The 25,373-nt window shown below is 63.3% G+C and carries 26 protein-coding genes and 1 tRNA gene; 9 read left to right on the top strand and 18 right to left on the bottom strand.

Annotated features, from left to right (window positions below):
* Positions 1 to 186 precede the first annotated feature (186 nt).
* Entirely contained in the window at positions 187 to 735 is a 549-nt protein-coding gene (locus A4A58_RS22295) for a c-type cytochrome (protein ID WP_068736206.1), read from the bottom strand.
* A gap of 208 nt (positions 736 to 943) precedes the next feature.
* On the opposite strand from A4A58_RS22295, the gene A4A58_RS22290 reads away from it, so the two are divergent.
* Positions 944 to 1,684, top strand: a complete 741-nt coding sequence (locus A4A58_RS22290; RefSeq protein ID WP_068736204.1) for a 3-deoxy-manno-octulosonate cytidylyltransferase — start codon at positions 944 to 946, stop codon at positions 1,682 to 1,684.
* Positions 1,685 to 1,729: 45 nt separating this feature from the next.
* Positions 1,730 to 2,578 (top strand): prephenate dehydratase, encoded by an 849-nt coding sequence (locus tag A4A58_RS22285; protein ID WP_068736325.1) that lies wholly within the window; start codon positions 1,730 to 1,732, stop codon positions 2,576 to 2,578.
* A gap of 138 nt (positions 2,579 to 2,716) precedes the next feature.
* On the opposite strand, the gene A4A58_RS22280 is transcribed toward A4A58_RS22285, so the two are convergent.
* On the bottom strand, positions 2,717 to 3,127 hold the full coding sequence (locus A4A58_RS22280; protein WP_068736202.1) for a YciI family protein: 411 nt from the start codon (positions 3,125 to 3,127) through the stop codon (positions 2,717 to 2,719).
* 85 nt (positions 3,128 to 3,212) lie between these two features.
* On the bottom strand, positions 3,213 to 4,229 hold the full coding sequence (locus A4A58_RS22275; RefSeq protein ID WP_068736200.1) for an LLM class flavin-dependent oxidoreductase: 1,017 nt from the start codon (positions 4,227 to 4,229) through the stop codon (positions 3,213 to 3,215).
* A gap of 420 nt (positions 4,230 to 4,649) precedes the next feature.
* Between A4A58_RS22275 and metF the strand changes: the two genes are divergently transcribed.
* Positions 4,650 to 5,549, top strand: a complete 900-nt coding sequence (gene metF, locus A4A58_RS22270; RefSeq protein WP_068736198.1) for a methylenetetrahydrofolate reductase [NAD(P)H] — start codon at positions 4,650 to 4,652, stop codon at positions 5,547 to 5,549.
* A gap of 4 nt (positions 5,550 to 5,553) precedes the next feature.
* Complete coding sequence (gene metH / locus A4A58_RS22265; protein ID WP_068736196.1) at positions 5,554 to 9,399, top strand: methionine synthase; 3,846 nt, start codon at positions 5,554 to 5,556, stop codon at positions 9,397 to 9,399.
* A gap of 535 nt (positions 9,400 to 9,934) precedes the next feature.
* Here metH and A4A58_RS22260 read toward each other — a convergent pair.
* Genes A4A58_RS22260 through A4A58_RS22250 form a run of 3 tightly spaced genes read right to left on the bottom strand, consistent with a single transcriptional unit; the run spans position 9,935 to position 11,941 of the window.
* The gene (locus A4A58_RS22260; RefSeq protein ID WP_068736194.1) at positions 9,935 to 10,540 is read right to left on the bottom strand and encodes a hypothetical protein; all 606 of its coding nucleotides are present in this window, start codon (positions 10,538 to 10,540) and stop codon (positions 9,935 to 9,937) included.
* Between the two features lie 4 nt (positions 10,541 to 10,544).
* Positions 10,545 to 11,183, bottom strand: a complete 639-nt coding sequence (locus A4A58_RS22255; RefSeq protein WP_068736193.1) for a hypothetical protein — start codon at positions 11,181 to 11,183, stop codon at positions 10,545 to 10,547.
* Positions 11,180 to 11,941: a MotA/TolQ/ExbB proton channel family protein gene (locus tag A4A58_RS22250; protein WP_244499831.1), complete on the bottom strand. Its 762-nt coding sequence runs from the start codon at positions 11,939 to 11,941 to the stop codon at positions 11,180 to 11,182. Before A4A58_RS22250 ends, A4A58_RS22255 begins: the two co-directional genes overlap by 4 nt.
* A gap of 194 nt (positions 11,942 to 12,135) precedes the next feature.
* Between A4A58_RS22250 and A4A58_RS22245 the strand changes: the two genes are divergently transcribed.
* Positions 12,136 to 13,515, top strand: coding sequence for a sensor histidine kinase (locus A4A58_RS22245; protein WP_068736186.1), 1,380 nt, complete (start codon positions 12,136 to 12,138; stop codon positions 13,513 to 13,515).
* On the top strand, positions 13,512 to 14,162 hold the full coding sequence (locus tag A4A58_RS22240) for a response regulator (protein WP_068736182.1): 651 nt from the start codon (positions 13,512 to 13,514) through the stop codon (positions 14,160 to 14,162). Before A4A58_RS22245 ends, A4A58_RS22240 begins: the two co-directional genes overlap by 4 nt.
* A 74-nt stretch (positions 14,163 to 14,236) precedes the next feature.
* Here A4A58_RS22240 and A4A58_RS22235 read toward each other — a convergent pair whose 3' ends face one another.
* From A4A58_RS22235 to A4A58_RS22220, 4 genes are all read right to left on the bottom strand, one after another.
* Entirely contained in the window at positions 14,237 to 14,455 is a 219-nt protein-coding gene (locus A4A58_RS22235) for a DUF3126 family protein (protein ID WP_068736180.1), read from the bottom strand.
* 174 nt (positions 14,456 to 14,629) lie between these two features.
* Positions 14,630 to 15,457, bottom strand: a complete 828-nt coding sequence (cysE, locus tag A4A58_RS22230) for a serine O-acetyltransferase (RefSeq protein ID WP_068736178.1) — start codon at positions 15,455 to 15,457, stop codon at positions 14,630 to 14,632.
* A 225-nt stretch (positions 15,458 to 15,682) separates the two neighbouring features.
* Entirely contained in the window at positions 15,683 to 16,435 is a 753-nt protein-coding gene (locus tag A4A58_RS22225) for an alpha/beta fold hydrolase (RefSeq protein ID WP_068736174.1), read from the bottom strand.
* Between the two features lie 69 nt (positions 16,436 to 16,504).
* Entirely contained in the window at positions 16,505 to 17,713 is a 1,209-nt protein-coding gene (locus A4A58_RS22220) for a hypothetical protein (RefSeq protein WP_244499830.1), read from the bottom strand.
* 229 nt (positions 17,714 to 17,942) lie between these two features.
* Here A4A58_RS22220 and A4A58_RS22215 point away from each other — a divergent pair, with 229 nt between their 5' ends.
* Complete coding sequence (locus A4A58_RS22215; protein WP_068736323.1) at positions 17,943 to 18,188, top strand: zinc-finger domain-containing protein; 246 nt, start codon at positions 17,943 to 17,945, stop codon at positions 18,186 to 18,188.
* A gap of 8 nt (positions 18,189 to 18,196) precedes the next feature.
* Positions 18,197 to 19,363: an FAD-dependent monooxygenase gene (locus tag A4A58_RS22210; protein WP_086937112.1), complete on the top strand. Its 1,167-nt coding sequence runs from the start codon at positions 18,197 to 18,199 to the stop codon at positions 19,361 to 19,363.
* A gap of 10 nt (positions 19,364 to 19,373) precedes the next feature.
* Here the strand turns inward: A4A58_RS22210 and A4A58_RS22205 are convergent, their stop codons facing one another.
* Positions 19,374 to 19,787, bottom strand: a complete 414-nt coding sequence (locus A4A58_RS22205; RefSeq protein WP_068736169.1) for a twin-arginine translocation pathway signal — start codon at positions 19,785 to 19,787, stop codon at positions 19,374 to 19,376.
* Positions 19,788 to 19,869: 82 nt separating this feature from the next.
* Positions 19,870 to 19,956 (bottom strand) — tRNA-Leu (locus tag A4A58_RS22200).
* A gap of 87 nt (positions 19,957 to 20,043) precedes the next feature.
* On the opposite strand from A4A58_RS22200, the gene A4A58_RS22195 reads away from it, so the two are divergent.
* A complete protein-coding gene (locus A4A58_RS22195) occupies positions 20,044 to 20,226 on the top strand; it encodes a DUF1643 domain-containing protein (RefSeq protein ID WP_068736167.1) in 183 nt (60 codons plus the stop codon).
* A 50-nt stretch (positions 20,227 to 20,276) separates the two neighbouring features.
* Here A4A58_RS22195 and A4A58_RS22190 read toward each other — a convergent pair whose 3' ends face one another.
* From A4A58_RS22190 to A4A58_RS22170, 6 genes are all read right to left on the bottom strand, one after another.
* Entirely contained in the window at positions 20,277 to 20,591 is a 315-nt protein-coding gene (locus A4A58_RS22190) for a hypothetical protein (protein WP_068736163.1), read from the bottom strand.
* Between the two features lie 102 nt (positions 20,592 to 20,693).
* A complete protein-coding gene (locus A4A58_RS30865) occupies positions 20,694 to 20,858 on the bottom strand; it encodes a hypothetical protein (protein WP_158005721.1) in 165 nt (54 codons plus the stop codon).
* An 11-nt stretch (positions 20,859 to 20,869) separates the two neighbouring features.
* A complete protein-coding gene (locus tag A4A58_RS22185) occupies positions 20,870 to 21,634 on the bottom strand; it encodes a DeoR/GlpR family DNA-binding transcription regulator (protein WP_068736161.1) in 765 nt (254 codons plus the stop codon).
* A 186-nt stretch (positions 21,635 to 21,820) separates the two neighbouring features.
* Entirely contained in the window at positions 21,821 to 22,822 is a 1,002-nt protein-coding gene (pdxA, locus tag A4A58_RS22180) for a 4-hydroxythreonine-4-phosphate dehydrogenase PdxA (RefSeq protein WP_068736160.1), read from the bottom strand.
* Positions 22,819 to 24,081, bottom strand: coding sequence for a four-carbon acid sugar kinase family protein (locus tag A4A58_RS22175; RefSeq protein WP_068736159.1), 1,263 nt, complete (start codon positions 24,079 to 24,081; stop codon positions 22,819 to 22,821). The genes pdxA and A4A58_RS22175 overlap by 4 nt, the downstream gene beginning before the upstream one ends.
* Position 24,082: 1 nt before the next feature.
* Positions 24,083 to 25,111, bottom strand: a complete 1,029-nt coding sequence (locus A4A58_RS22170; protein ID WP_068736158.1) for a 2-keto-3-deoxygluconate permease — start codon at positions 25,109 to 25,111, stop codon at positions 24,083 to 24,085.
* Positions 25,112 to 25,373: the final 262 nt, after the last annotated feature.

The following is a 25,373-nucleotide window of genomic DNA, read 5'->3' as shown; positions in this document are numbered from 1 at the left end:
GGCGAGGGTTCGACCGATTATGCCGGCTTTTCCGCAGGATACCACCCGTCACGCTGGTTGCATCCTAACGCGTTGCGGCCAAACGTCCCGCTTAAGCTTTGGTAATGCAGATACGAAAACGGCCAGGCTGAGCCTGGCCGTTTAATCGATGATAAATTACCAAGGAACAGCGTTACGACACCGTCCTCATTTCGCTGCAGTGGGCAGCGGCACCGGCTTATCGGCGAGAGTTGCCAGATAGGCGATCACGTCGGCGCGCTCGCTATCCTTTTGAATGCCGGCGAAGCCCATGGCCGTGCCCGGTACGGTGCCCTTCGGATTGGCGATGAACTTGTTCAGCTCTTCGAAGGTCCAGGTGCCGCCCTTGGCCTTCATGCCCGCCGAGAAGTTGAACCCGGCTTTGCCTTCGCCCACCTTCTCATTGACGACGCCGAACAGGTTCGGGCCAACGCGGTTAGGACCGCCCTTTTCGAACGTATGGCAGGCGGCGCACTTCTTGGCTGCGGTTGAGCCCTTCTCGACCGAAGCCGTCTGCAGCAGCTTCTCGATCGGTTCCGACGGCGCAGCGGCCGCCTTGGCACCACCGGCGGCCTCTTCCTTCACTGCAATATCAAAGCCGGGCTTTTCCATATGCTTCGGTGAAAACACGGCCTGGGCGGTGAAATTCGTCACCATCAGAACCAGGCAGGTACCGAGAATGGCGCCCATAATCTTGTTGAGTTCGAAGGAGTCCATAGTCGAAAAGCCCCACGCCGTTTTAGGTCATTGGAAGGCCGCTCCAACGGCCTCGACACACTCAGGAATCACGTTCCTGCGGCCCTTGGGCCTGCCGTTTTGAGATAACGGTTTGCCCATCCTCTGGCAACCCGTATAAACGCCGCGCCCTTTGATGTGCATCATACTTTTCGGGGGGAAGATCTCTGGAATCCAAGCCGATTTTGACATGACAGACACACGCACCCTGGTGCTCATTCCCGCCCGGATGGCGGCCACCCGCCTGCCCGGCAAGCCGCTGCTCGATATTGGCGGGCTGCCGATGATCGTGCATGTGGCGCGACGCGCCAAAGAGGCCGGTCTGGGCCGTGTCGCCATCGCAACCGATACGGCCGACATCGCCAACGCCGTGGCAGCCCACGGTTTCGAGGCCGTCATGACCTCCCCGGACCACCCGTCGGGGTCCGACCGAATTTTTGAGGCCTTGTGCAAGCTCGATCCGGCCGGACACGTCCAGACCATCGTCAATGTCCAGGGCGACCTGCCCACTATTCCGCCCGGCGACATAAGCGCCGCGGTGCGCCTGCTCGACGAGCCCGCGGTCGACATCGCGACCCTGGCGACCGAGATCCGCAAGGACGAGGAACACACGGCGCCGAGCGTGGTGAAGCTGATCGGCTCGCCAGCCGGGCCCGGCCGGCTGCGTGCGCTGTACTTCACCCGCGCCACGGCGCCCTATGGCGACGGGCCCCGCTACCATCACATCGGGCTTTATGCCTATCGGCGCGCCGCGCTCGAGGCCTTCGTCAAACTCGCGCCGTCGACGCTGGAGTTGCGCGAAAAGCTCGAACAGCTCCGCGCACTTGAGGCCGGCATGCGGATCGACGCCGCCATCGTCGACTCCGTCCCCCTCGGCGTCGATACACCCGCGGATCTCGAAACCGCACGCCGACTACTGGCAAATAACTGAGCGACTGATACAAGGCCCGCCATGACCATTCCCAAAAATCAGATCATGAAGATCGCATTCCAGGGCGAGCCCGGCGCCAATTCCCATATCGCCATCGTCGAGGCGTTTCCGAATGCCGAGCCGCTGCCCTGCGCCACCTTCGAGGATGCGCTGGCAGCTATCACCTCGGGCGAGGCCGATCTCGGCATGATTCCGATCGAGAACTCGATTGCCGGCCGCGTCGCCGACATCCATCATTTGCTGCCGCAGTCGGGTCTGCATATCGTCGGTGAGTGGTTTCTGCCCATCCACCATCAGATGATGGCGCTGCCCGGCGCGAAGCTCACCGACATCAAGACGGTGGAAAGCCACGTCCACGCGCTCGGCCAGTGCCGCCGCATCATTCGCAAGCTCGGCATCAAGGCCATCGTCGCGGCCGACACTGCGGGCTCGGCCCGCGCGATTGCCGAACGCGGCGACAAGAGCTGCGCCTCGTTGGCCTCCCGCCTCGCTGCCGATATCTACGGGCTCGAAATTCTCGCCGAGGACGTCGAGGACGAGGATCACAACACGACGCGTTTCGTCATCCTTTCCAAAGACGCCAAGTGGGCGCCGCAGGGCTCCGAACCGCTGGTCACCAGTTTTGTTTTCCGCGTCCGCAATCTTCCCGCGGCGCTCTACAAGGCCCTGGGCGGCTTCGCCACCAACGGCGTCAACATGACCAAGCTGGAAAGCTACATGGTCGACGGCGAGTTCTTCGCCACGCAGTTCTACGCCGATGTCGACGGCCATCCGGATGACCGCAACCTCGCTTTCGCGCTGGAGGAGCTGAAGTTCTTCTCACGCGAATTCCGGATCGTCGGCGTCTATCCGGCGCATCCTTTCCGCGCGACCTTCGGCGAACCGACGAGCTGAGATTCACAGGCGTTATGTTCGTCATGGCCGGGCAAAGCGCGAAGCGCGGCTTCGCTAGATGTCCCGGCCATCCACGCCTGCCTTTGCTTGTTGCCAAGACGTGGATGCCCGGCACAAGGCCGGGCATGACGGAGTTCTTCAGGACGACGCCGGCCGGACGTGATCGGTCAGCGCATGCGTCGCCGCCATGGGCGATCCGGGCAGAAATAGCTGAACCGGACGGATTTCATAGACCGCAGTCGGATTGACGCGGCGCAGATCGCGCGCGGTCGCGATGGCGTCCTCACGGGTCGCACAATCGACGACATAGAAGCCGAGCAACTGCTCCTTGGTCTCGGCAAAGGGACCGTCGATGATCACGCCAGCGCCGGGTCCGCGCAAGGTGAATGCACCCTTGGTGCCTCCGAGACGCGCAGCCGGCCCCATCCGGCCGTCGGCCGTCAGCTTCTCGTGAAGCTCATGAAGATTGGCCATCACAGCAGTGTCTTCGTCGGCCGTCCAGGACACGACGACGTCTTCGACGTGATAGGCCAGAATTGCATAGAGCATGGGTTTTACCTCGTGTAATGATGGCGCCGCCTCAAGGACGTTTGACCAGGTCCTGTCCCGACATCGCCGAGTGCGATTGTTGCGACTACGCCGCCGCCTTCTGCAGCTGAAACGCCTCTGCCAGCAGGCTGTAAGATTTCTTCCGTGCTTCGTGATCATACATCGCGGTGATCACCATCAGCTCGTCGGCCTGGCAATCGCTGATGAGTGGCCGCAGCTTTTCCATGATTGTCGGCGGACTGCCGACAAACAGCCGTGAACGATTGCGCGCGATCTTCATCTTTTCGCTGTCGCTATAGGGATAGGCCAGTGCTTCCTCGACGCTCGGCAGCGGCGCGTATTCGCCGCGGTCGCGGCGAAGGCGATTGAGATCGGCTGACGAGGCCAACCGCTCGGCCTCGGTATCCGTCTCCGCACAAATCACTGCGACGGCGAGAATCGCATGCGGCACCTGCCGCCAGCCGGATGATTTGAAGCGCGCGCGGTAATGCACCATCGCGTCGGCGGCATCGTGGGATGCGAAATGATGCGCGAAAGCGAAGCCCATGCCGACCTGCGCAGCCAGATCCGAACTGTAGTCGCTGGACCCGAGCAGCCAGAGCGGCGGCAGCGGCACGTCATTCGGCATCGCCACGACGTTGTTATAGGGATGACCTTCCGGGAATTGCCGCGTCTCCCACAGCAACAGCTCGCTCAGTCGCTCGAGGAAATCATCGCCCTCGCGGCCGGCGAGACGATTACGCAACGCATAGGCCGTCGCGCCATCAGTGCCCGGCGCACGGCCAAGGCCGAGATCGATCCGGCCGGGAAACAGCGCCTCCAGCATCTTGAAGCGCTCGGCCACCATCAGCGGCGCATGGTTCGGCAGCATCACGCCGCCGGAGCCGACGCGGATATGCTGCGTCACGGCCGCGATCTGCCCGATCATGATCTCCGGCGCCGGGCTCGCGACCGACGCCAGATTGTGGTGCTCGGCCAGCCAGTAACGGACATAGCCGAGGCCGTCGGCATGTTTGGCCAGATCGATGCTGTTACGGAGCGCCGCCGCGGGCGGCGTGCCTGAGGTGACGACCGAGAGGTCGAGAATGGACAACGGGATCATGGGGCCAAGCTAGTGCGTCCGCGTGGGAGGGCAAAGAACGTTCTGGGCGACACACCCCTCCCCTCAAGCTAGCGGCAAAAGAGGGCGCCAACCGTGGGACATACTAAGCCATAATTTTATACCGATACTAATTGCCCACATTTAAAAAACATCCTCCAAGCAACCATCGAGAGCTAAATTAAGCAAAATATACACATATTTCGACGGATACGACGGCGAGTCCCCTCTGCCCACATATCGAGAAAACCTTGAGATTATTTGGGTTCGAAAACCTATGTTGGGCCAATTCCCACCCCAAAACCGCTCAGGATGGGCTATTTGAATGCCGAACCTAAGCCTATCTTTGTGCAGTGCAGCCAAAGTCCCCGGGCTTGGCGCTAGAGACAACCGGAACCGCTTCATGCGGTGGAGTTTGACGCGATGACCGAGATCAACCCGGCCACCCCCACCAATCTTCCCAATATCTCCTTCGAGTTCTTCCCGCCGAAGACCGAGGAGATGGACCGCACCCTGTGGGACACTATCGAGCGTCTGGCCCCCCTCGCCCCGTCCTTCGTCTCGGTGACCTATGGCGCCGGCGGATCGACCCGGGAGCGGACCCACGCCACCATCGTCCGCCTGTTGAAGGAAACAAACCTGACGCCTGCCGCGCATCTGACCTGCGTCGGCGCGCCGAAAAGCGAAATCGACGATGTCGTGACCCGCTATCATGAGGCCGGCGTCCGCCACATCGTGGCGCTGCGCGGCGATCCGACCACGGGCATCGGAACGGAATATATACCGCATCCAGACGGTTACAAGACCTCTGCGGATCTGGTCGCCAGCATTCGCAACCGCTATCCCGATATCGACGTCACCGTCTCCGCTTATCCGGAGAAGCATCCGGAGAGCACCGACTTCGACGCCGACATCGATACGCTGAAGGCGAAAGTCGATGCCGGCGCAACCCGCGCGATCACCCAGGTGTTCTTCGATAACGATCTCTACTTCCGCTACCTCGACAAGGTGCGCGCCCGCGGCATCGATATCCCGGTGCTGCCCGGCATCATGCCGATGCATAATTTCAAGCAGGCTAGAGCCTTCGTCACCCGCGCCGGCACCACGGTGCCGTCCTGGCTCGCCGACAAGTTCGACGGCCTCGATAACGATGCTGAGACCCGCAAGCTGGTCGCTACCACCGTCGCCGCCGGCCAGGTGCAAAAACTCGCCAAGCACGGCGTCAGTGACTTCCATTTCTACACGATGAACCGCGCCGATCTCGTTTTCGCCATCAGCCATTTGCTCGGCTTCCGGCCGAACGGCGCGCAGAAAGCTGCCTGATCACATGACTGTATCCGTATCGCCGAAGCGTACCGAACTGCTTGCCGCCGCTGCCGAGCGCATCCTCGTGCTCGACGGTGCCATGGGCACCATGATCCAGGGCCTGCAATTCGACGAGGCTGCTTTCCGTGGCGAGCGTTACAAGGATTTCCACCGCGATCTGCGCGGCAACAACGATCTGTTGATCCTGACGCAAGCTGACGCCATCGAGGACATCCACGCGCAATATCTGCGCGCCGGTGCCGACATCGTCGCCACCAACACGTTCTCCTCGACCTCGATCGCGCAGGCCGACTACGACCTGCAGGACATCGCCTATGAGATGAGCCGCGAAGGCGCGCGGCTCGCCAAGAACGCTGCCATCACCGTCGCTACCGAGGACGGCAAGCCGCGCTTTGTTGCCGGCGCCATCGGCCCGACCAACCGCACCGCCTCGATCTCGCCGGATGTCGCCAATCCCGGCTATCGCGCGGTGACCTTCGACGACCTGCGGATCGCCTATAGCGAGCAGATCAACGGATTGCTCGACGGCGGTGCTGACCTTTTGCTGGTCGAGACCATCTTCGACACGCTGAACGCCAAGGCCGCGCTCTACGCCATCGCCGAGATCTGCGAAGAACGAAATATCGACGTTCCCGTGATGATCTCCGGCACCATCACCGACAAGTCAGGTCGCTTGCTGTCCGGCCAGATGCCGGAAGCGTTCTGGAATTCGGTGAAGCACGCGCGGCCTGCCACCATCGGCTTCAACTGCGCCCTCGGCGCCGAGGACCTGCGCGGCCATATCGCGGATATCGGCCGCGTTGCCGATACGCTCGTTTGCGCCTATCCGAATGCCGGCCTGCCCAATGAATTCGGCCAGTATGACGAGAGCCCTGAATTCATGGCCGGGCTGATCGGCGAATTCGCCGCCAGCGGCCTCGTCAATGTGGTCGGCGGTTGCTGCGGCACTACGCCGGATCATATCGCTGCGATTGCCAAGGCAGTCGCACCGCACAAGCCGCGCGTTGTGCCGGAGATCGCACCGCTCCTGCGCCTGTCTGGTCTGGAGCCGTTCGAGCTGACCTCGGCCATTCCCTTCGTCAATGTCGGCGAGCGCACCAACGTCACGGGCTCGGCGAAATTCCGCAAGCTGATCACCGCCGGCGACTACACCGCCGCGCTGCAGGTCGCCCGCGATCAGGTCGAGAATGGCGCGCAGGTCATCGACATCAATATGGACGAAGGCCTGCTCGATTCCGAAGCGGCGATGGTCGAATTCCTCCATCTCGTCGCCTCCGAGCCGGACATCGCCCGCGTTCCGGTCATGGTCGATTCATCGAAGTTCAATGTCATCGAAGCCGGCCTGAAATGTGTTCAGGGCAAGCCGATCGTCAATTCGATCTCGATGAAGGAAGGCGTGGAGAAGTTCATCCACGAGGCCAAGATCGCGCAGCGCCATGGCGCGGCCGTGGTCGTGATGGCATTCGACGAGGTCGGCCAGGCCGATACGTTCGCGCGCAAGACCGAGATCTGCAAACGCGCCTACGACATTCTGGTCAAGGAGCTGAACTTCCCGCCGGAAGACATCATCTTCGATCCGAACATCTTCGCCATCGCCACCGGCCTCGAAGAGCACAACAATTACGGCGTGGACTTCATCGAAGCGACGCGCTGGATCCGCCAGAATCTGCCGCATGCGCACATTTCCGGCGGCGTCTCCAACCTCTCCTTCTCGTTCCGCGGCAATGAGCCCGTCCGCGAGGCGATGCATTCGGTGTTCCTGTATCACGCCATCAAGGCGGGCATGGACATGGGCATCGTCAATGCCGGACAGATGATCGTCTATGACGACATCGATCCCGAACTGCGCCAGGTCTGCGAGGACGTCATCCTCAACCGCGATCCCGGCGCCTCCGAACGGCTGCTCGAACTCGCCGAGAAATTCCGCGGCCAGACCAAGCAGGCCAAGGAACAGGATCTGTCCTGGCGCGAATGGCCGGTGGAGAAGCGGCTCAGCCACGCGCTGGTGCACGGCATCACCCAATATATCGACGAAGACACAGAGGCCGCACGCCTCACCGTGACGCGCCCGCTGCATGTCATCGAGGGCCCGCTGATGGCCGGCATGAATATCGTCGGCGATCTCTTTGGCGACGGAAAGATGTTCCTGCCGCAGGTGGTGAAGTCGGCCCGCGTGATGAAGCAGGCGGTGGCTTACCTGATGCCATTCATGGAGCAGGAGAAGGCCGACAATCTCGCCGCAGGTATCACCGGCGATGGCCGCAAGAATGCCGGCAAGATCGTGCTCGCCACGGTGAAGGGCGACGTTCACGACATTGGCAAGAACATTGTCGGCATCGTGCTTCAGTGCAACAATTTCGAGGTCATCGATCTCGGCGTCATGGTGCCGGCCTCGAAGATCATCGATACCGCCAAGGCCGAAGGCGCCGACATCATCGGCCTGTCCGGCCTGATCACACCGTCGCTCGACGAGATGACATTTTTGGCCGGCGAGATGGAACGGCAGGGTCTGAAGATGCCGCTGCTGATCGGCGGCGCGACGACCAGCCGTGTCCATACGGCGGTGAAGATCGATCCGAACTACCGCGCCGGCGCTGTGGTGCATGTCAACGATGCCAGCCGCGCCGTCGGCGTCGCCTCGTCGCTGCTGTCGCCTGAGAAGAGCGTCGCCTATGCGGCCGAGGTGCGCGCTGATTATGCGAAGATCTCCGCGGCGCATTTCCGCGCCCAGCAGGACAAGAAGCGGCTGTCGCTCGTCAAGGCGCGCGCCAATGCGCATGTGGCTGACTTCACCAAGACGGTGCGCAAGCCGACCTTCCTGGGCATCCGGACTTTCAGCGATTATTCGCTCGAAGAACTTGCTGCCTATATCGACTGGACGCCGTTCTTCCAGACCTGGGAACTGTCCGGCCGTTTCCCCGGCATCCTCACCGACTCTGTCGTCGGCGAAGTCGCATCCTCGCTCTACGCGGATGCGCAGAAGATGCTGGCTGATATCGTCGAGGAGAAGTGGTTCACGGCCAAGGCAACCATCGGCTTCTGGCCGGCCAATGCGGTGGGCGATGACATCCGTCTCTATGCCGACGACACCCGCTCGACGGAGATCGCCACGCTGCACACACTGCGCCAGCAGCTCGAGAAGCGCGAGGGCCGGTTCAACGCTGCCCTCTCCGACTTCATCGCGCCGAAGACCTCGAATGTGCCGGATTATATCGGCGGCTTCGTCGTCACCGCGGGCATCGGCGAGGACATCATCGCCGACCGCTTCAAGAACGCCAATGACGACTACTCGTCGATCCTGTGCAAGGCACTGGCCGACCGTCTCGCCGAAGCCTTTGCAGAACGCATGCATGAGCGCGTGCGCAAGGAGTTCTGGGCCTATGCGCCGGACGAGAACATCTCGACTGACGACCTGATCCTGGAGAAGTATCAGGGCATCCGCCCTGCTCCCGGCTATCCCGCACAGCCCGATCACACCGAGAAGGCGACGATCTTCAAATTGCTCGATGCGGAGAACACTGCGGGCGTAACACTCACCGAAAGCTACGCCATGTGGCCGGGCTCGTCGGTGTCCGGGCTCTATTTCAGCCATCCCGAGAGCTATTATTTCGGCGTCGGCAAGATCGAGCGCGATCAGGTCGAGGAATATGCCGCGCGCAAGAACATGAGCGTGGCCGAGGTGGAACGTTGGCTGGCGCCGGTGCTGAACTACATTCCGGGTGCCGGTGCCGAGCCTGCGCCGGTCGCCGTACCCGCGCCTGCCAATGACGAACTCGCGACCCATCCGCCGGGATGTAACTGCGCGGTGCATTTGATGTATCGCGGTAAGAAGGTCGGAGCGAAGTAGCGCTTTGCGAGACGCAGGATGTGCTTGTCAAACAGCCAAGCTCTCGCATTCTCGCGGCGCTTGCGCGTCCGAGGTGTGAGCAGTGCCCCTCGAAACATGAGGGGTGGCGGCGCGCCGTGAGGCGCAAAGGGTGGTTTTTATCGCGATCCGCTCCACCGGAACGCCGGCAAGCTGCAACCGCGCAACGCCTCACGGCGCGCCACCGCGGCGATTTCTGTCCCCGGGACCGTTCTTCCGGGCAAAGGCGCAGAGCTCCGCACTCCGCTGATCCCGACGGTTTCCCGCCGTTCACCAATGCCACGTCCAGCCAGCATGAGTGGCAGACCCCCGTAGTGGGGCCGGACGGTGACCCAAGGCCTCCCGAGTGCGCGGGGTACGTCACCCCACACCCGCAGGCGCCGCATCCCTGTTCCACTTCAAGACGCCTCATGAAGCGCCCCTCGCGAACCGGAGAAGCGGACGATAATCCTGTTAGGTATACTGTCAATAAGAAATAGGAAAAAATGTTTGGGTGCGTTCGCGCCGGCCATCACCGCTACGGCGCATCTTTGGCCGGCAGGACAGGCACGGGCAGCGGGGCGAATGTGATGGACTGGGAGTCGCCGCGCATGAAGGCGGGGTCCAGTAGTCCGCCGCCGGAAGGATCTCCGCCGGGCTCGCCGCTAGCGAACAACGCACCTGGCGGTCCCCCTGGTGGCAACTCGCCCTCGCCCGATCCGAACTGCGCGGCGCGGCCACCTTGCGGATGACCCGCGGCGATCTCGGTGCGTGCGCGCTCGGCCTTGCGCGCCAGCGCGGTGGAGTAAGGCCGCCGATAGGCCCGCGGCGCCCCGCTCGGCAGATTGTCGTCGTCGAGAGCCTCGACCCACATGTGGATGGCACCGGGCTCGCCCTGGGCGATGTTGGGCTCGACGCTGCGCACCCACAACAACTGGAAGTTCGGCGGCAGCGAATCGTCCGCCGACCAGCCGAGCAGGCCTTGGGTGCGGAAGAACACCAGCACGTAAAACGCCGAAGTCACCGCCACCGCACCGGCCTTCACCGGCCACGGCAGCCGCGTCCGCACCACCGCCAGCAACAGCAACAGGCCAAGCAGCACGTAGCCGAGCGACAGACCGATAATGCTGGCTTGCAGGCTCATCGCTTCATCCGGCCTTGCGCTCCCTGTACCGCTTGTTCAGCATCTGCACGAGCGATGTCTGGTCGTGATTGACCTCGGTAACATTGCCGGTCTTGTCCATGATGAAGCGCACCGCGGTTGTCTCGGCGCCGCCATGATCGACATTGACGGTGTCGTAGTGCACCACCTGTACTTTCGGATTCAGCTTCTCGACCTTGACCGTCACTGGCACGGGCTGTCCGGTCAGCGCCGCGAAATGGTAGATGTTGACGATGTACTCGCCGGCCACGATCCCGCGCAGGCTGACGATCTCCTGGCGGATCGGCGACCGCACCTTCTGGCCGTTGACCATGATGAAATCGTTGAGCCCGCCGCGGTCATCGCGGTCGAGCACCATGAAGCCGGTCTCGCGCCGCCGGTACCATACAATGTTGCCGAGCGGATCCTGCACGAACATATCGATGTCGTCCGGGTGTTTGTCGGGCCAGCTCACCGTGATCATGAATTCCAGCTTGGGATCGACCTTGCCTTCGTCGTCATGGGTCTTGATCGCCAGCAGCGCGATGAAGAACAGGAACGCGATCACCTGCAGCGCCTTGAACAGCATGACGCCGAGCGGATCGAACGGTGCTTCCTTGCCAGAGAATTCGAACTCGTCGATCACCTGGGGTGCTCCGCTTCACGTTCGAGCAGCGACACGGCGTGAACGTCGATGACGCCGACGGCAAAGGCGAACAGTTTGGCCGTTGCGTCCTCCAGCATGTAATACTGGATGCGGATCAGGATCGAACCGATCAGCCCCGCCAGCGTGGTATACATCGCCACCGCCATGCCCTCACTCATCAGGTTCATGGAGGCCTTGATGGCGCCCTGATTGCCGGTGTCGAGGCCGGCGATCGGCGCCAGCATCATGATGAAGCCAACTATCGTGCCGATCAGGCCGAGTTTCATCAGCGTGTCGCCCGCAAAGCCGCCGAAGCCGTTGGAGCCGCGCAGATTGCCGGCGAGACGACGCAGCAGCAGCGTCTGGTCGAGCCGTCGCCCGCTTTGCAGCGCGGACTTCACGGCGAGATCGCGGATATGCGACGCCATCAGGCCTTTCGGCAACATGCCCACGCCGTCGATCGCTACACCGTCGCCGGCCACGACGACGCGTTGGCCGCCCTGCGCGAACAGCTGCGCTGCACCCCGCGCCGCATCGGCTTCGCGCGACACCGCGATCAGACGCCACAGACAATGCAGCGACGCACCGAAATAAAGCAGCACGATCACCGACGAGATATAGGTGCGATCGACGGCAAGCATTTGCCGCACCAGGCCATAGTGCCAGAGCAGAACCGCGGCGAACAGGCAGAGCCCGGTAAAGATCAACCAGTGCAGCAGCGGCGCGCGATCCGCCGGATCGAGATGATGCCGGCTCACCACTTGTCCCTCCTGCTGGTTGTTTCACCGATCACGATCGGCGGTTGGCTTCAATTTGCCGCCTGTATGACTGAGCCTCCAAGGGCATCGCACCCGTCACATACCGGGCAAATTGCCCAAACGATGCAGAACCGCTTGCCAGACCGCGGCGCGTGCCGCTTTAATATCAATGTCTCACCGCGGGGAATGCGATCATGCGCCTGCTGATACATCTCGTCCTTCGTCTCGTCGCCGTGGTGCTGCTCTGTCTGGCCTGTACGATCGGATGGATTCTGGTCGATGCGCACCGCACCATCGAGGCCGACACTGCCGCCTCCGCCGACCGCGTCGCGACAACCCTGCAGAACCTGTACTGGCGCGAATTGCTGTGGCGCGACGGCACTTACCGCGATGCATTGCTGCCGCTGCCGGACTGGAAATCCATTGCCACCATGAAGGTGATCGCGCCGGGCGTGTGCATTGACTTCCGGCTCGGCAGCGCGCCGCCCTTCGACCTGTGCAGCCAGACCGAAGACATCGGCAGCCCGGCGCCGTCATGGTTCGTCAGTCTCTACGGCGCGCTGTTCGGGCCACATGCCACGGAGACGCGGCCGCTTACCGTGCGGCAGCGCGATGCCGGCACCGTGCAAGCCCGTGTCGACCCCGCCACCGCCGTGCGTCAGGCATGGCGGCAGGTGACCGTGATGGTCAGCATCGCCGCGGCGATGGCGCTGGGCATCAGTCTGCTCGCGATCCTCCTGATCGGCCATGCGCTGATGCCGGCCCGGAGCATCGTACGCGGCCTGCGCCGCCTCGAACATGGTGACCACCGCCATCGCCTGCCCGCTTTCGGCGCCACCGAATTCAGCCATATCGCCCGCGCCGTCAACGATCTCGCCGGCCGTCTCGCGGCCACCACCGCCGAACGCGTCGCACTGACCAAGCGACTGTTTCAGGTACAGGAAGAAGAACGCCGCGCACTGGCGCGCGATCTGCACGACGAGTTCGGCCAGTGCCTCACCGCCACCGCGGCGCTCGCCGCAGCCATCGAGACCGGCGCCACGCCGTCCCGTCCCGATCTAGCCGACGATGCCCGCGCTATCGCCCGCATCACCGGCCAGATGATGACTACGCTGCGCAGCGCGCTGGCGCGGCTGCGCTCGCAGGATCTTGAGGAACTGGGATTGCAGGCCAGCCTTGTGCAACTGGTGGCGCAGTGGAATGCGAACACAACGCGGCGCGCCGTGTTTCATCTCGACGTAACCGGCGATCTCACTGCCGTCCCCGCAGAAGCCGCGGTCAACATCTACCGCATCGCGCAGGAGTGCCTCACCAACGCCGCACGCCACGGCCGGCCGCAGCACGTTCATCTCCGCGTCAGCCATGGGGAAGAGGTCCGCGACGCCGTCGCTGTCAGCGTCGAGGATGACGGTGGCGGCGACGCCACGCAGGCCCACACCGCCTCCGGCCACGGCATTCTCGGTATCCGCGAACGCATCGCAGCGCTTGGCGGCAGCCTGTCGATCGGTCCGGCGGCACACGGTATTCGCGTAGCCGCGGTGATTCCGCTGCTGCCACGACAAGCCGCGGCATGACCGCCGTCAGCATCCTGCTGGTCGACGACCATCCGGTGGTGCGCGAAGGCTATCGCCGGCTACTGGAGCGGCAGGTCGGTTTTCGCGTGAGCGCCGAGGCCGAGGATGCCGCTGCGGCCTATCGCGCCTATCAGGCAGAGCGCCCGGACGTGGTGGTCATGGATCTGTCGCTGCCCGGCCCCGGCGGGCTGGAAGCGATCCGGCATATCCGGCAATGGGATCGCACCGCGCGCCTGCTGGTGTTCACCATGCATGCGAGCGCTGCGTTCGCTCTGAAAGCGTTCGAGGCTGGCGCCTGCGGCTACATCACAAAGAGCAGTGCGCCGCACGAACTGGTGCGCGCCATCGCCACCGTCGCCCGCGGCGGACGCGCATTGAGCGAAGACATCGCGCGCGAAATCGCCAGCGAGCGGCTCGGCAACGAACGGTCGCTGGTGGAAGATCTCGGGCCGCGCGAAACGGAAATCCTGCGGCTGGTGGCGTCAGGCTGGACCACGGAGCAGATCGCGACATCGCTCAATCTGAGCACCAAGACCGTGCAGAATTATCACTACCAAATCAAATCGAAGATCGGCGCGCGCACCGACGCGCACCTGGTCTGGCTTGCCACCGCCGCCGGCCTGGTCGCGCCGGACAACGCGGCCTAGCGTGAGATGTACAGAGCGCGAAGGCCCGCGCCGGCGCTGATCTCGCCGCCGCCAAGCGGGGGCAAGGTGCCTCCTCAGCCGTTATCGACGAGGTCTTCTTCCAGGATCGCCATCTGGAACTGGAACGAGCGATCATCGTCTTCGTCATCGACGAACAGCACGCCGATGAATTCTTCGCCGATATAGACTTCGGCGGAGTCGTCCTTCTTCGGGCGCGGCACCACGCGAAGCTTCTGGTTGCCGAACACGCGCTTGAGATAGGCGTCGAGCTTTCTGACTTCCTGAACGTCCACAGGTGTCTCCAATGCAGTTGATGTCTGTTGAGCTGATGGAGAGAAGCTTTAATGCGAGATGACGGCCACGGCTAGGCCGTTTCTCGAAAAATCACGCCATCCCACAAGTGAACGAAAACGCGTGCGATATCAGCGCTGGCAAATCGCAAGCCCAGAAGTCTCAGCCCCTGAAAATCAGAGCCCGATCGCGTTCAGCATCTGGTTCATGGTGCGCGACGGCTCCGAACAGCCGGCTTCGCCGACGATCTTCGCCGGCACGCCGGCCACGGTGACATTGTGCGGCACGGGCTTGACGACGACGGAGCCCGCGGCAATCCGCGCGCAATGGCCGACCTCGATATTGCCGAGAATCTTGGCGCCGGCGCCGATCAGCACGCCATGGCGAATCTTCGGATGACGATCCTCGTTTTCCTTGCCGGTGCCGCCGAGCGTGACGCCGTGCAGGATCGAGACATCGTCCTCGATGACCGCGGTTTCGCCGACAACGAAGCCCGTCGCGTGATCGAGAAAGATTCCGCGGCCGATCTTGGCGGCGGGATTGATGTCGGTCTGGAAAGCGGCCGACGAGCGGCTCTGCAGATACCACGCAAAGTCCTTGCGACCCTTTTTGTGGAGCCAATGCGCAAGACGATGCGCCTGGATGGCGTGGAAGCCCTTGAAGTACAGCAGCGGATCGATGAAGCGCGTGGTGGCGGGATCGCGGTCGAACACGGCGACGAGGTCGGCGCGGAACGCATTGCCAAGATCCGGCTCGTCGCGCAGCGCTTCGTCGAAGGTCTGGCGGATCAGGTCGCCGGACAGCGCCGCATGATCGAGACGTTCCGCAACGCGGTGCACCACCGAATCTTCCAGACGATTGTGATGCAGCACGGTCGAATAGATGAAGGATGCGAGTTCAGGCTCGCGATGGACGATGTCTTCCGCCTCGGAACGGATGCGATCCCAGATCGGATCCAGCGTTGCGAGTTTTGAATTCTGCGGATTGATGCTCTGCACGGCCATGGCGGACTCGCAATTTCCTGAATAGTGCATCGGTTATAGCACAAGACGCGTCGCTGTCGTGACACGGCTCCTGCCATCGTGAACGGTGGCTTACCCGGCAATCCCCCGCTAACACCTTGAAAGCGCAGACATTCCCGGGACGCCCCACCCCGCCCATAAACCGGGCGTGCATCAGAAGTGGGCGCTCGTGTGATCAAAACAAGGTGCACCCCTCGCCAATTGTCGTCACGGGCGGCGGGACAGGAAATCCAGCACGCCTTCCTTGTAAACGCGATCGCCAACCGCCCGCATGTGATCGCGGTTCGGGATATCCAGCACTTCAGAGCCGGCGATGACCTTCTGCAACTCCTGCGCGGAACCGCTGATCTCGTCCGTCGTTCCCACCGCGATCAGCAGCGGCACCTTGATGGCGGCGGCTTCCTCATTCGTCATCAGCCGGCGCGAGCCGCGCAGACAGGCTGCGAGCGCGCGGCGATCCGAACGGGTCTGATCGGCGAAAGCGCGGAAGGTGCGGCCGACGGGATCGGTGACGTCGTCCAGCGAGTCCGCCTCGAGCGCGAGGGCGACGTTCTCGCCGGGACCACCGCCCTTGATGAGGCCGATGCCGAGACCGCCGAAGATCGCGCTGCGGATCAATTCGGGATGGCTATAGGCGATATAAGCAGTGACGCGTGCACCCATCGAATAGCCCATCATGTCGGTGCGCACGATGCCGAGATGCGCGAGCAGCGCGCGCACGTCGGCGGCCATCGCACCGATGCTGTATTGTTCGGAATCGTAGAGCTTGCTGGAATCGCCGTGCCCGCGATTGTCGAGCGCAATGACGCGGCGATTGTGCTTCTTCAATTCCGACACCCAGGTCGGATAGACCCAGTTGACGTTCTTGCTCGATGCAAAGCCGTGCACGAGAACGATCGGATCGCCCTCGCCTTCATCGAGATAAGCAATTTCGACAGCGCCGTTGTGAAAGCTCGGCATCCAGAATTCCGTTACGATTGAGAGATGGGTGATTGAGAGAATGAATGGTGGTGGTGGGAAGCGCGCAGTTTACCCGTGGACGAGCACCGGCGCCAGTGAGTGAGCCGGCGCCGGATGGCGGAGAGCCATGTCCCTGAGTAATGCGTCCTTGCGCGCGAGATCCTGAAGCAACGTATCCTGACGCACGGCAAGCTCGCGGCGCGCACGTCTGGCCTTGGAGCGCTGCAGCCACGACCAGGTGATGCGTTCCGTGGTTGCCTTGATCGACACGACAAATCCGAGCAGCGCGAACAGCGCCCAGAACACCCACATCGAGAGATTGAATGCGCCCGCCGCCAGCAGCAGCGCACCACGGCCGAACATCTTCATGATGGCGCGGGTCTGACCGCCTTTGACTTCGGCGAGTCGCGCCGCGCGCGTAACATCCTTGGGGCTCTGGGCGATGCGCAGCGTATCGAGCGCGCCGCGCGTGCCGGCCTTTTCGCCGACGCGGCCGACGTCCCCGGCGAGGCGGACGATGCCGCCAGCCTTCTCGGTGCGGAACGCCGCCTTCACCGCGGTGATGGTTTGGCTCGGCCGCAATATGGAGGCATCGGCCACGGCGGCGCGCAACATCGGTCCGTCCACCACGCCGCGCGCCGAGCGCGCCGCCCAGGTGGTGAGCCCCTCGCCGATCCGGCCGACCTTGCGCGCATCCTTCACCAGCGTGAGGCCCGCGCGCACCGGCGCGACGCCCCCAACGCTAACATAGGTCGCTGCGGTCACAGCGAGGCCTGCGGCAGCAAGGCCGAGAATGAGGTGATCGGTGTCCTCACCCATCGCCATGTGCTTGCCCTCGCGCACCACGTCGCGGATATCGCCGAACACGAAGAGATCGCCGGCAACGGTGCCGGACAGGCTGCCGACATCGTCGGCAGTGCCGGTCACAAAGCCAGTCGCAAAGCGGCTGGCGAAATGGGAGGCGGAATTCTCGTCCGCAACCGCCTCGGTCACACGTCTGGAGAGGTTGTCCGGCAGTTGAACATTTCTGGCAGTCGCAACGTCGGCAAAGCTCTTGGCGAGGTCGGCATCCCTGGCCGCGAGCGCATCCTCGATATTGCGGGCGAGCACCGCGGGATCATTCCGCAATGCAGAGCTGAGTTGCGCATCGGCCAGAGCAACCGGGTCGTCCTGGGCGGCCAGCACGGCGCCGGCGTCGCGCGCATGCGGCAGCAACAGCAGGCCGGCGGTCGCGCAGACCGCTACCCCCGTCAAAGCTGTGTCGAGCCGGAACCACATGGCGGAAAACCCTATCCTTGCACCTCTTTAGAAATGGTGCGTCACATCGTGGACACAACTGCCCCGACGAAAGAAGGGCTATTCGGAGACACCCGAATTGTGTCGAATTTGTACGAATGAATGACCCCTGCGCGGTCTAGGAATCATGGTTCCGGACCAGTATGGTGCGACGCACTGAATGGCGCGCCGGTTCATACGCCCGCGGCTGTTGCGAGCAAAGGTAGAGAAGATGTCCGACCACGTGGTTCCGCACTTTCACAATGACGCCGGCGTTCCGATCATCGAGATCGGCTCGCAGGAATTCATGTGCGTGGGTGCCAATCCGCCGTTCGACCATCCGCATGTCTTCCTCGATCTCGGCAACGACAACGAGATCATCTGCCCGTATTGCTCGACCCTGTACCGCTTTGCCACCGATCTCGCTGCCGGCCAGTCGCGTCCGCCAGAATGCGTCGTGAAAGACAAGGTTGCCTGATTCCGGCCGTGACCGCGCCGCGCACCATCGTCATCGCTGGTGCGGGCATCGGCGGACTGACGGCCGCGCTGGCGCTGGCCGCCCGGGGGGTTCGCGTCCTCATCTGTGAGAAGGCCGCGCGGCTTGAAGAAGCCGGCGCCGGACTGCAGCTCTCGCCCAATGCGACCCGCATACTGATCGGCCTCGGCCTGCAACCGCGCCTTGCGCCCCATGTCACGACGCCGGCCAGTGTGAGCATCATGACCGCGCGCAGCGGCGGCGAAGTGATCCGCCTGCCGCTCGGAAGCCCGGATAGTCATGCGCCCTACTGGCTGGTGCACCGGGCCGATCTGCAATCGGCCTTGCTTGGCGCGGTCACCGCGCATCCCGACATTGAACTGCGCCTTGGCTGTCCCGTGGAAAGTCTCCGCGCCACGCCCGCCGGCATCACCGTCAATGGCGAGCCTGCTCTGGCCTTGATCGGCGCCGATGGCGCATGGTCGTTCGTACGGCGGCAACTGTTTCCCGAAACGCAGCCGCACTTCTCCGGCCTGATCGCCTGGCGCGGGACGCTGGAAACGAGCCGGCTGGAGCGCACGTTGATCCCTCAAGGCGTCCAGCTCTGGATGGGGCCGAAGGCCCATCTCGTCGTCTATCCGGTGTCATCGGGCGAGCGGATCAACATGGTCGCGATCATGCCCGGCGCCGCGATGCAGCCGGGCGGCAGCGATGCTGGCGACGCCAGCGAGATCCGCCGGCATTTTGCAGCGTCGCGCTGGCCCGCCAATGCACGCGCCATGATCGAAAGCATCGATAACTGGCGGCGCTGGCCGCTCTTAACCATGCCGGATGGCGGCATGTGGCACGAGGGATCCGTGGCACTGCTCGGCGATGCCGCCCATGCGATGCTGCCTTTCGCCGCGCAAGGCGCAGGCATGGCCATCGAGGATGCGGCGGTGCTGGCGGAGTGTCTTCGCCCGGTCGGCGACGATGCCGCAGCGATTGCGCCCGCATTGGCGCGTTACGCCACGCTGCGCCAACCGCGCGTCACCCTGATACAGCGCACCGCCCGGCAATCAGGCCAGATCTATCATCTGCACGGCCCGATGGCGCTGGCGCGTGATCTCACCATGCGCGCGCTCGGCGCAGGACGCCTGCAGGCGCGGCAGGACTGGATCTATAACTGGAGACTTTGAGCCGGACGGCTCAGGAGCGCGCGCCGGATCGTCTCGCCGCGGCAGGCGCTGGCTTGACGGGAGCGGCCGGCGGGCTCTCTACGCATTTGCTCTTCTGCCAATTCTCTTCCGCCAGCTTGGCCTGCGCCCGCGTCGAGATGTAGTCGTTGCGATAGGCGAGTTCGCTGACCACCGCCCCGCCCGTACCGGTCTGGGCCTTGTCGATCAGCCCCTGCAATTCGGCCGTTCGCGTCGCAAGCGTCTTGCGCTCGGCCTCGAGCTGCGGGCAGTCATAAAGATCGTATTTCGCGGGATCGACAAAGGCGCCCGACACCATGCCATCGCCCATGCTCGCGCATCCGCCGAGATAGCCGGCAAGGACAAACAGCGACACTATCGCAGCAGCGCGCGTCGGCAGGCGGAAACGAGGGTGACGGTCGATCATCGGGACTTTCTAGCCGGGCAGTATTGAGGTTGCGTAAAGCAGCCGCCGGTGGCCGGATTGAGGCCGAAGTTCCCCTGAAGGCTGGTGCGGACGGCGGGAATCGAACCCGCACGACGTTGCCATCGAGGGATTTTAAGTCCCTTGCGTCTACCAGTTCCGCCACGTCCGCTCGCGGTGTTTCTTCTAGGCTTTTGGCCTTCTGGTCAACGCGTGTTTTGCAGCAATTCCGTCGTGTTTTGCAAAACCTGTTCGTCACATGTCCGACCGGCGCCTGTTCATAGGTGCGGGCATAAGCGACCTGTTCCTTGAACGCGACGGTGTCATTTCAGACTGCGGCCAGTTTCGCTACCTGCTCCGGCGGACATGGGAAGCGAACAAGCCGCGCGCTCTGTTCGTCATGCTTAACCCCTCGACCGCCTCGGTCGCGATTGAGCGATGAATGTCCCGCGTGCTGATGGCCAGTTGTGCAGGTCGAAGCCGTATTCACGATCAGCAGTCGTTATCTGGAACCTTCGCTCCTTCGGCCTGCTGCGCCGCAGTAGGCCGCGCCTGCATCTGCTTCTGGGCATCCTCGGACGAAACAGGACTAGTCCCAGCCTGCTGGTTCATGGCGCTCGTCGGCGGGTGCTGACCAGTGTTAGAATTTGTGCCGACAGTCTGACCGGTATTTCCCGGTGTCGGGCCGGAGCCCGCGTCGCGCAGTTCTGTCGTTTTGCTGGTGTTGCAGGGCCCCGCCTGCGCTGCAGCGCTGCCCAATCCGAGTACGGTGGCACAAACGAGAACAAGTTGGTGAGTCATTTTCATCTGTCTCTCCCTTCGGTAAGGCCAGCAACCACGCTCCTGCGGTCATACGGGCCTGCGCGTTAACCGAGCCGTAGAGGCTAAGTTCCGAAAGGAAAAATGTTCTCAGCTCGCGTCGGCCTCTGAGTGCATCATCGACAGGTCGCGGGCGCCTTCTTGTGGGATGATGAGGCGACGACGAGCGTGATGCCGAGACTTGCCACCATCAACGACCTTGGGCGTGAATGCCGCACGGATGACGTTGGTGTGCACAGGCTGGTCGCCCTGCATCTCTACGTCACCTAAGCGTTCGCCACCACGATCCGGGCTCCTGCTCCCTCCATCAACTTCCGCTGGTCGGCCGATGCACCCGCGCCTGTCACCAGGGTCCAGCGTGGCGGCAACGGCGCCCAGGCGTCCTGTTCGGCGCGGCCGAGCTTGCCGGCATCGGCGAGCACGATGACCTCCTTGGCCTGCTGCATCATCAGGGACTTCAAGGCGACCTGATCGAGGTCGGCCTCGCACAACCCGCGGCCGCTCACGACACCATCGGCGCTCATGATGGCGCGATCGGCCGTCAGGCGCCGCAGTCCCTCGCTGGCCAGCGGCCCCATGGTGCTCATACTGGTCGAGCGCAGCGCGCCGCCGAGCACCACGAGTTCGATGGAAGGCGCCTTGGCGAGAAACGGCAGCAGCGCGATATTGTTGGTGATGATGCGCAGGCGGCGCTGCAACAGCAGCTTGCCGAATGCCGCGACCGTCGATCCGGCATCGAGGATCAGCGTATCGCCATCCTCGATCAGGTCGATCGCGGCGCGCGCGATGGCCTGTTTTTCCTTGCCCTGGACCGCGAAGCGCTGGTCGAGCGTGGTCTCTGCGACATGGCCGGTGAGAATCGCGCCACCGTAAGTGCGGCGCACCGCGTTGTTCTTCGAGAGATGCTGCAGGTCGCGCCGCACGGTGGATGCCGATACATCGAAGCGCCGCGCAAGATCGTCGACATCGATCTCTCCTGCGTTCAGGGCGTCCAACAGGCGGGCGTGCCGCTCCTTGCTGCGCATCGACATCGAACTTCAGCCCCCTGTACCGCTCGTCGTTCCGAGGCGCCGGCGCATCTTCGCGCCAGCGAACCTCAGCATGGCTCAAGCACAACGGGATTCCCCGCCACTCCTATTGGAGTGGCTGAGGTTCGCGCGCAAGGGCGCGCGCCCTCAGGCACACCAATTGGTGTGCCGGGGAATGACAGCGCTGAGTTACGCCGCCCTGGACCCCGGTGCGAGATCCACTGCCTGCCGCAAGGCCTCGAGCAGGCTGCGTTCATCGGCAATGCCCTTGCCGGCGATGTCGAAGGCAGTGCCGTGATCGACCGAAGTGCGGATCACCGGCAGGCCGACCGTGATGTTCACGCCGGATTCCAGACCCAACACCTTGATCGGACCATGGCCCTGATCGTGATACATCGCGACCACCATGTCGTAGTCGCCGCGCCCGGCGAGGAAGAACAGCGTATCGGCCGGCAACGGACCGCGCACATCCCAGCCCTTCTTCTGACAGGCTTCCACGGCCGGCGTGATCTTCTCGGCTTCCTCGCCATAGCCGAACAAGCCGTTTTCACCGGCATGCGGATTGATCGCGCACACGCCGATCTTCGGATTCTTGATGCCGGCCTTCACCAGCACTTCATGGCCGCGCGTGATGACGCGCTCGACCAGACCCGGCTCGATCTTCTTGATGGCATCGATCAGGCCGATATGCGTCGTCACGTGAATGACGCGCAGCTTCGGCGACACCAGCATCATCGACACTTCCGGCGTGCCGGTCAGATGCGCGAGCAGTTCGGTATGGCCGGGATATTTGTGGCCGGCTGCATGCAGCGCTTCCTTGGAGAGCGGCGCCGTGCAGATACCCTGCGCGATGCCGGCCTGAACGATCTCGACGGCCTTCTCGATGAAGCGGTAGGCCGCCTCGCCTGCCACCGGGGAGTTCTGCCCGAACGGCAAATCATCCGGCACGATCTTCAGATCCACGCACTGGACGTTCTTCGACGCGAAATTCGCAGCCTTTGCATCACTGAGCGAATCGACGCCGATCTTGGCGCCGACGATCTCGCCGGCCTTGCGCAGGCGATTGGCATCGCCAATCACCAGCGGATTGCACATCGCGAGCATTTCCGGATGCGCGAAGGCCTTCATGATGACCTCGGGGCCGATGCCTGCGGGATCGCCCATGGTGATCGCAATGGTCGGACGGGTCATGTGAAGCTTCCTTGAGTTCGGACGGTGTGAAGACGTTCGCGAATTTTGATCAGGCTGTTCTCGTCGCCGAAGGCGCCGGCCTTGGTGGCGATCGGCACAGACAATGCGCCGAGCGTGAGGCCGAGCGACACGCCGGGCTCGATCTCGTCGGCCAGACGGATTCCGTTGACGCCAAAGCGCGACAGCAATGCCGCCGCGGTCTCGCCGCCGGTTGCAGCAAAGGCGCCGATGCTGGACGCCACCGGCATCAGCGCATCTGCCAGATTCTGCGCGAGTTGCGGGCCGAGCGACATTTTCGGATTGTCATCCATCACGATCTCGACCAGGACATCGCCGCCTGCGGTCAGTCCTTCGGTCACGCGGGTGGCCAGTGCCGCCTGCCCGGCTTTGTCGCCGAGCAGAACTTCCGGCGTAACCGGCAGATGGGTGACGGTACCACTGGCGACCAGCTTGCGCGCTGCGGAGCGCGACGCACCGGCGAGCGAGCCGACAACGATCAATGTGCCATATGTGCTGGTCGGAATTTCCAGCGTCTCGGCAGAGCTGGCATCATCGAGCTCAGCCAGCGCATGCGCGAGGCCGGCACTGCCGATGAACAGCGTCGCCGGCGAAATATTCAGGCTGGCTTCGGCGATCAGATGCAGGTCGTGCTCGGTCTCCGCATCACAGATCGCAACAACGCTGTCGCCGGATGCAATACGCGCAAGATGAGCCTTGAGATGTCCTCCGCGGATGGTCGCGAGCAGCACCTTCTCGCTGCGAACGCCTGCCGATGCGAGCACATCGGCGATATCGGCATTGTCGTAGGTGTGATCGCGCTTCCAGACTTCGGCTTCTTCCAGTGGGCGGCCACCCACGACGACGCGGCCATCGACGGTGGTCCGGTTCGTCGCGGGAAAGGCCGGCGCAAAGATGCCGAAGGCCGAGCCCGACTGTGCCTTGAGATGCGCGAGCGCAGCCGCCGTCTCGGAAGCCGGCTGACCGCGCAGCGTGGAATCGATCTTCTTGAACAGGAGCCGATCCGGCTCCATCAATTGTTGCAGTACGTCGGCGTGCCGACGCGCAGCGGCCTCAGCCGTAAGGCCGCGGCTCGCTGCATCGTAGGAGATAACCGGATGCTGGCGATCCCCGGCACTTGCCCCGGCACCTGCGATCTCGCCCCAGGTCACGGCAGCCGCAAGGCCCCGGCGACCGAAGGCGATGGCGCAGTCCGCTGCACCGGTGAGATCATCGGCGAGGATCAGCCAGCGACCAGCCATCTTAGCGCCCAGCCACTGGTGCGGGTGATACGGCAGCCGACGCAGCAGGCGTCGTCGCCTCTGCTTCCGGCTCGACATCACGGCCGACGATGCCGGCCACCCACGAGGTGAGGATCGGCGTCAGGATCGCCGTCACGACCACGCAGGCCGCGATGAGGATGGTGGCCGGACCGGCTGCATCCGCATAGGCCGGATTGGCGGCCGCAACGATCGCTGGCACAGCGGCCGCATTGCCGGCAGTCGAGGCTGCAGCAACACCCGCAACGCCGTTGCCGCCGGTGAGACGATCAACGAGGAACAGCGGGATGCCGGTCACGATGACGACGGCAACGCCCATGCCCACGCCGAGCAGACCTGCCTGCCAGACCTGGGTCAGGTTGAGACCGGTGCCGAGCGCGAAGGCGAAGAACGGAATCATCACAGGCACGGCCTTGCTGAGGAAGTCGCGCAGTTCGCGGTCGAGATTACCAAGGATCATCCCGGCCACCAGCGGCAGGATCGCGCCGACGAGCGCGGGCCACTGGAACGACGACAGACCGGCAACGCCGAGCGTGACCATGGTGAGGAACGGGCCGCTTTCCAGCGTCATGATGCTGTAGGCACCGACGTCGCGCGGACGACCATACTGGCCCATCAGCGCCATGTAGAGGCCGCCATTGGTGTCGTTCATGGCAGCGACGATCGCCAGCGTGGAAACGCCTGCGAAGATGCCGGCGGTGATCGGCGCTTCGCCGAGCAGGCGACCGAAGATCAGGCCGAGGATGATGGCGGTGCCGACCTTCACGATCATCAGGGCGCCGCCCTTCTTCACGATGTAAGGCGTCGCCTTGAAGTCGATGCTCGCGCCCATGCACACATAGAACACGGCGAGAATGCTCAGGGCGCCGCCGGAAAACAGCGCGCCGGTGAACGAACCGAAGAACTTCGGGGTGGTCGGCGCGAAGGTCGCGAACAGCGCGCCGATCAGCAGCGGCACCGTCATCATGCCGCCCGGCACCTTCTCAATCGCCCGCTTAATTGGAATCTGCATGGTCTATTTCCTTCCCGCGCCGTGCGCATCGCTGATTATTCTGCGCAATTTCCTCAGGAGCCCCTGTGCACACCGCCCGATATGCGCAAATTACGCAGAAATCAAACACTTTTTTGCGCAATTTGCGCAATTTCTAAAATTAGTTAAGTGACCAAGGTATGTTTGTAAGCAATTCAATGCTGCCCGGTTCCACGGGCTAAGCGCGCGGCCGGTCGATGCGCGCATCAACGCAAACAGGCGGTAACGGATCAACCGTCGTCGC

It is taken from the genome of Tardiphaga robiniae (assembly GCF_001618955.1).
Taxonomy (GTDB): domain Bacteria; phylum Pseudomonadota; class Alphaproteobacteria; order Rhizobiales; family Xanthobacteraceae; genus Tardiphaga; species Tardiphaga robiniae_A.
Note: the sequence above shows the minus strand (reverse complement) of the source record. Positions and strands in the feature narration are given on the sequence as shown.

Coding starts and splice junctions, on each gene's coding strand:
- A4A58_RS22295 (WP_068736206.1), bottom strand. CDS start 735: ATGGACTCCTTCGAACTCAACAAGATTATGGGCGCCATTCTCGGTACC.
- A4A58_RS22215 (WP_068736323.1), top strand. CDS start 17,943: ATGTCCGACCACGTGGTTCCGCACTTTCACAATGACGCCGGCGTTCCG.
- cysE (WP_068736178.1), bottom strand. CDS start 15,457: ATGGCCGTGCAGAGCATCAATCCGCAGAATTCAAAACTCGCAACGCTG.
- A4A58_RS22240 (WP_068736182.1), top strand. CDS start 13,512: ATGACCGCCGTCAGCATCCTGCTGGTCGACGACCATCCGGTGGTGCGC.
- metH (WP_068736196.1), top strand. CDS start 5,554: ATGACTGTATCCGTATCGCCGAAGCGTACCGAACTGCTTGCCGCCGCT.
- A4A58_RS22245 (WP_068736186.1), top strand. CDS start 12,136: ATGCGCCTGCTGATACATCTCGTCCTTCGTCTCGTCGCCGTGGTGCTG.
- A4A58_RS22185 (WP_068736161.1), bottom strand. CDS start 21,634: ATGTCGATGCGCAGCAAGGAGCGGCACGCCCGCCTGTTGGACGCCCTG.
- A4A58_RS22225 (WP_068736174.1), bottom strand. CDS start 16,435: ATGCCGAGCTTTCACAACGGCGCTGTCGAAATTGCTTATCTCGATGAA.
- A4A58_RS22260 (WP_068736194.1), bottom strand. CDS start 10,540: ATGAGCCTGCAAGCCAGCATTATCGGTCTGTCGCTCGGCTACGTGCTG.
- A4A58_RS22290 (WP_068736204.1), top strand. CDS start 944: ATGACAGACACACGCACCCTGGTGCTCATTCCCGCCCGGATGGCGGCC.
- A4A58_RS22170 (WP_068736158.1), bottom strand. CDS start 25,111: ATGCAGATTCCAATTAAGCGGGCGATTGAGAAGGTGCCGGGCGGCATG.
- A4A58_RS22195 (WP_068736167.1), top strand. CDS start 20,044: ATGTCCGACCGGCGCCTGTTCATAGGTGCGGGCATAAGCGACCTGTTC.
- metF (WP_068736198.1), top strand. CDS start 4,650: ATGACCGAGATCAACCCGGCCACCCCCACCAATCTTCCCAATATCTCC.
- pdxA (WP_068736160.1), bottom strand. CDS start 22,822: ATGACCCGTCCGACCATTGCGATCACCATGGGCGATCCCGCAGGCATC.
- A4A58_RS22285 (WP_068736325.1), top strand. CDS start 1,730: ATGAAGATCGCATTCCAGGGCGAGCCCGGCGCCAATTCCCATATCGCC.
- A4A58_RS22275 (WP_068736200.1), bottom strand. CDS start 4,229: ATGATCCCGTTGTCCATTCTCGACCTCTCGGTCGTCACCTCAGGCACG.
- A4A58_RS30865 (WP_158005721.1), bottom strand. CDS start 20,858: ATGCAGGGCGACCAGCCTGTGCACACCAACGTCATCCGTGCGGCATTC.
- A4A58_RS22280 (WP_068736202.1), bottom strand. CDS start 3,127: ATGCTCTATGCAATTCTGGCCTATCACGTCGAAGACGTCGTCGTGTCC.
- A4A58_RS22205 (WP_068736169.1), bottom strand. CDS start 19,787: ATGATCGACCGTCACCCTCGTTTCCGCCTGCCGACGCGCGCTGCTGCG.
- A4A58_RS22220 (WP_244499830.1), bottom strand. CDS start 17,713: ATGTGGTTCCGGCTCGACACAGCTTTGACGGGGGTAGCGGTCTGCGCG.
- A4A58_RS22190 (WP_068736163.1), bottom strand. CDS start 20,591: ATGAAAATGACTCACCAACTTGTTCTCGTTTGTGCCACCGTACTCGGA.
- A4A58_RS22175 (WP_068736159.1), bottom strand. CDS start 24,081: ATGGCTGGTCGCTGGCTGATCCTCGCCGATGATCTCACCGGTGCAGCG.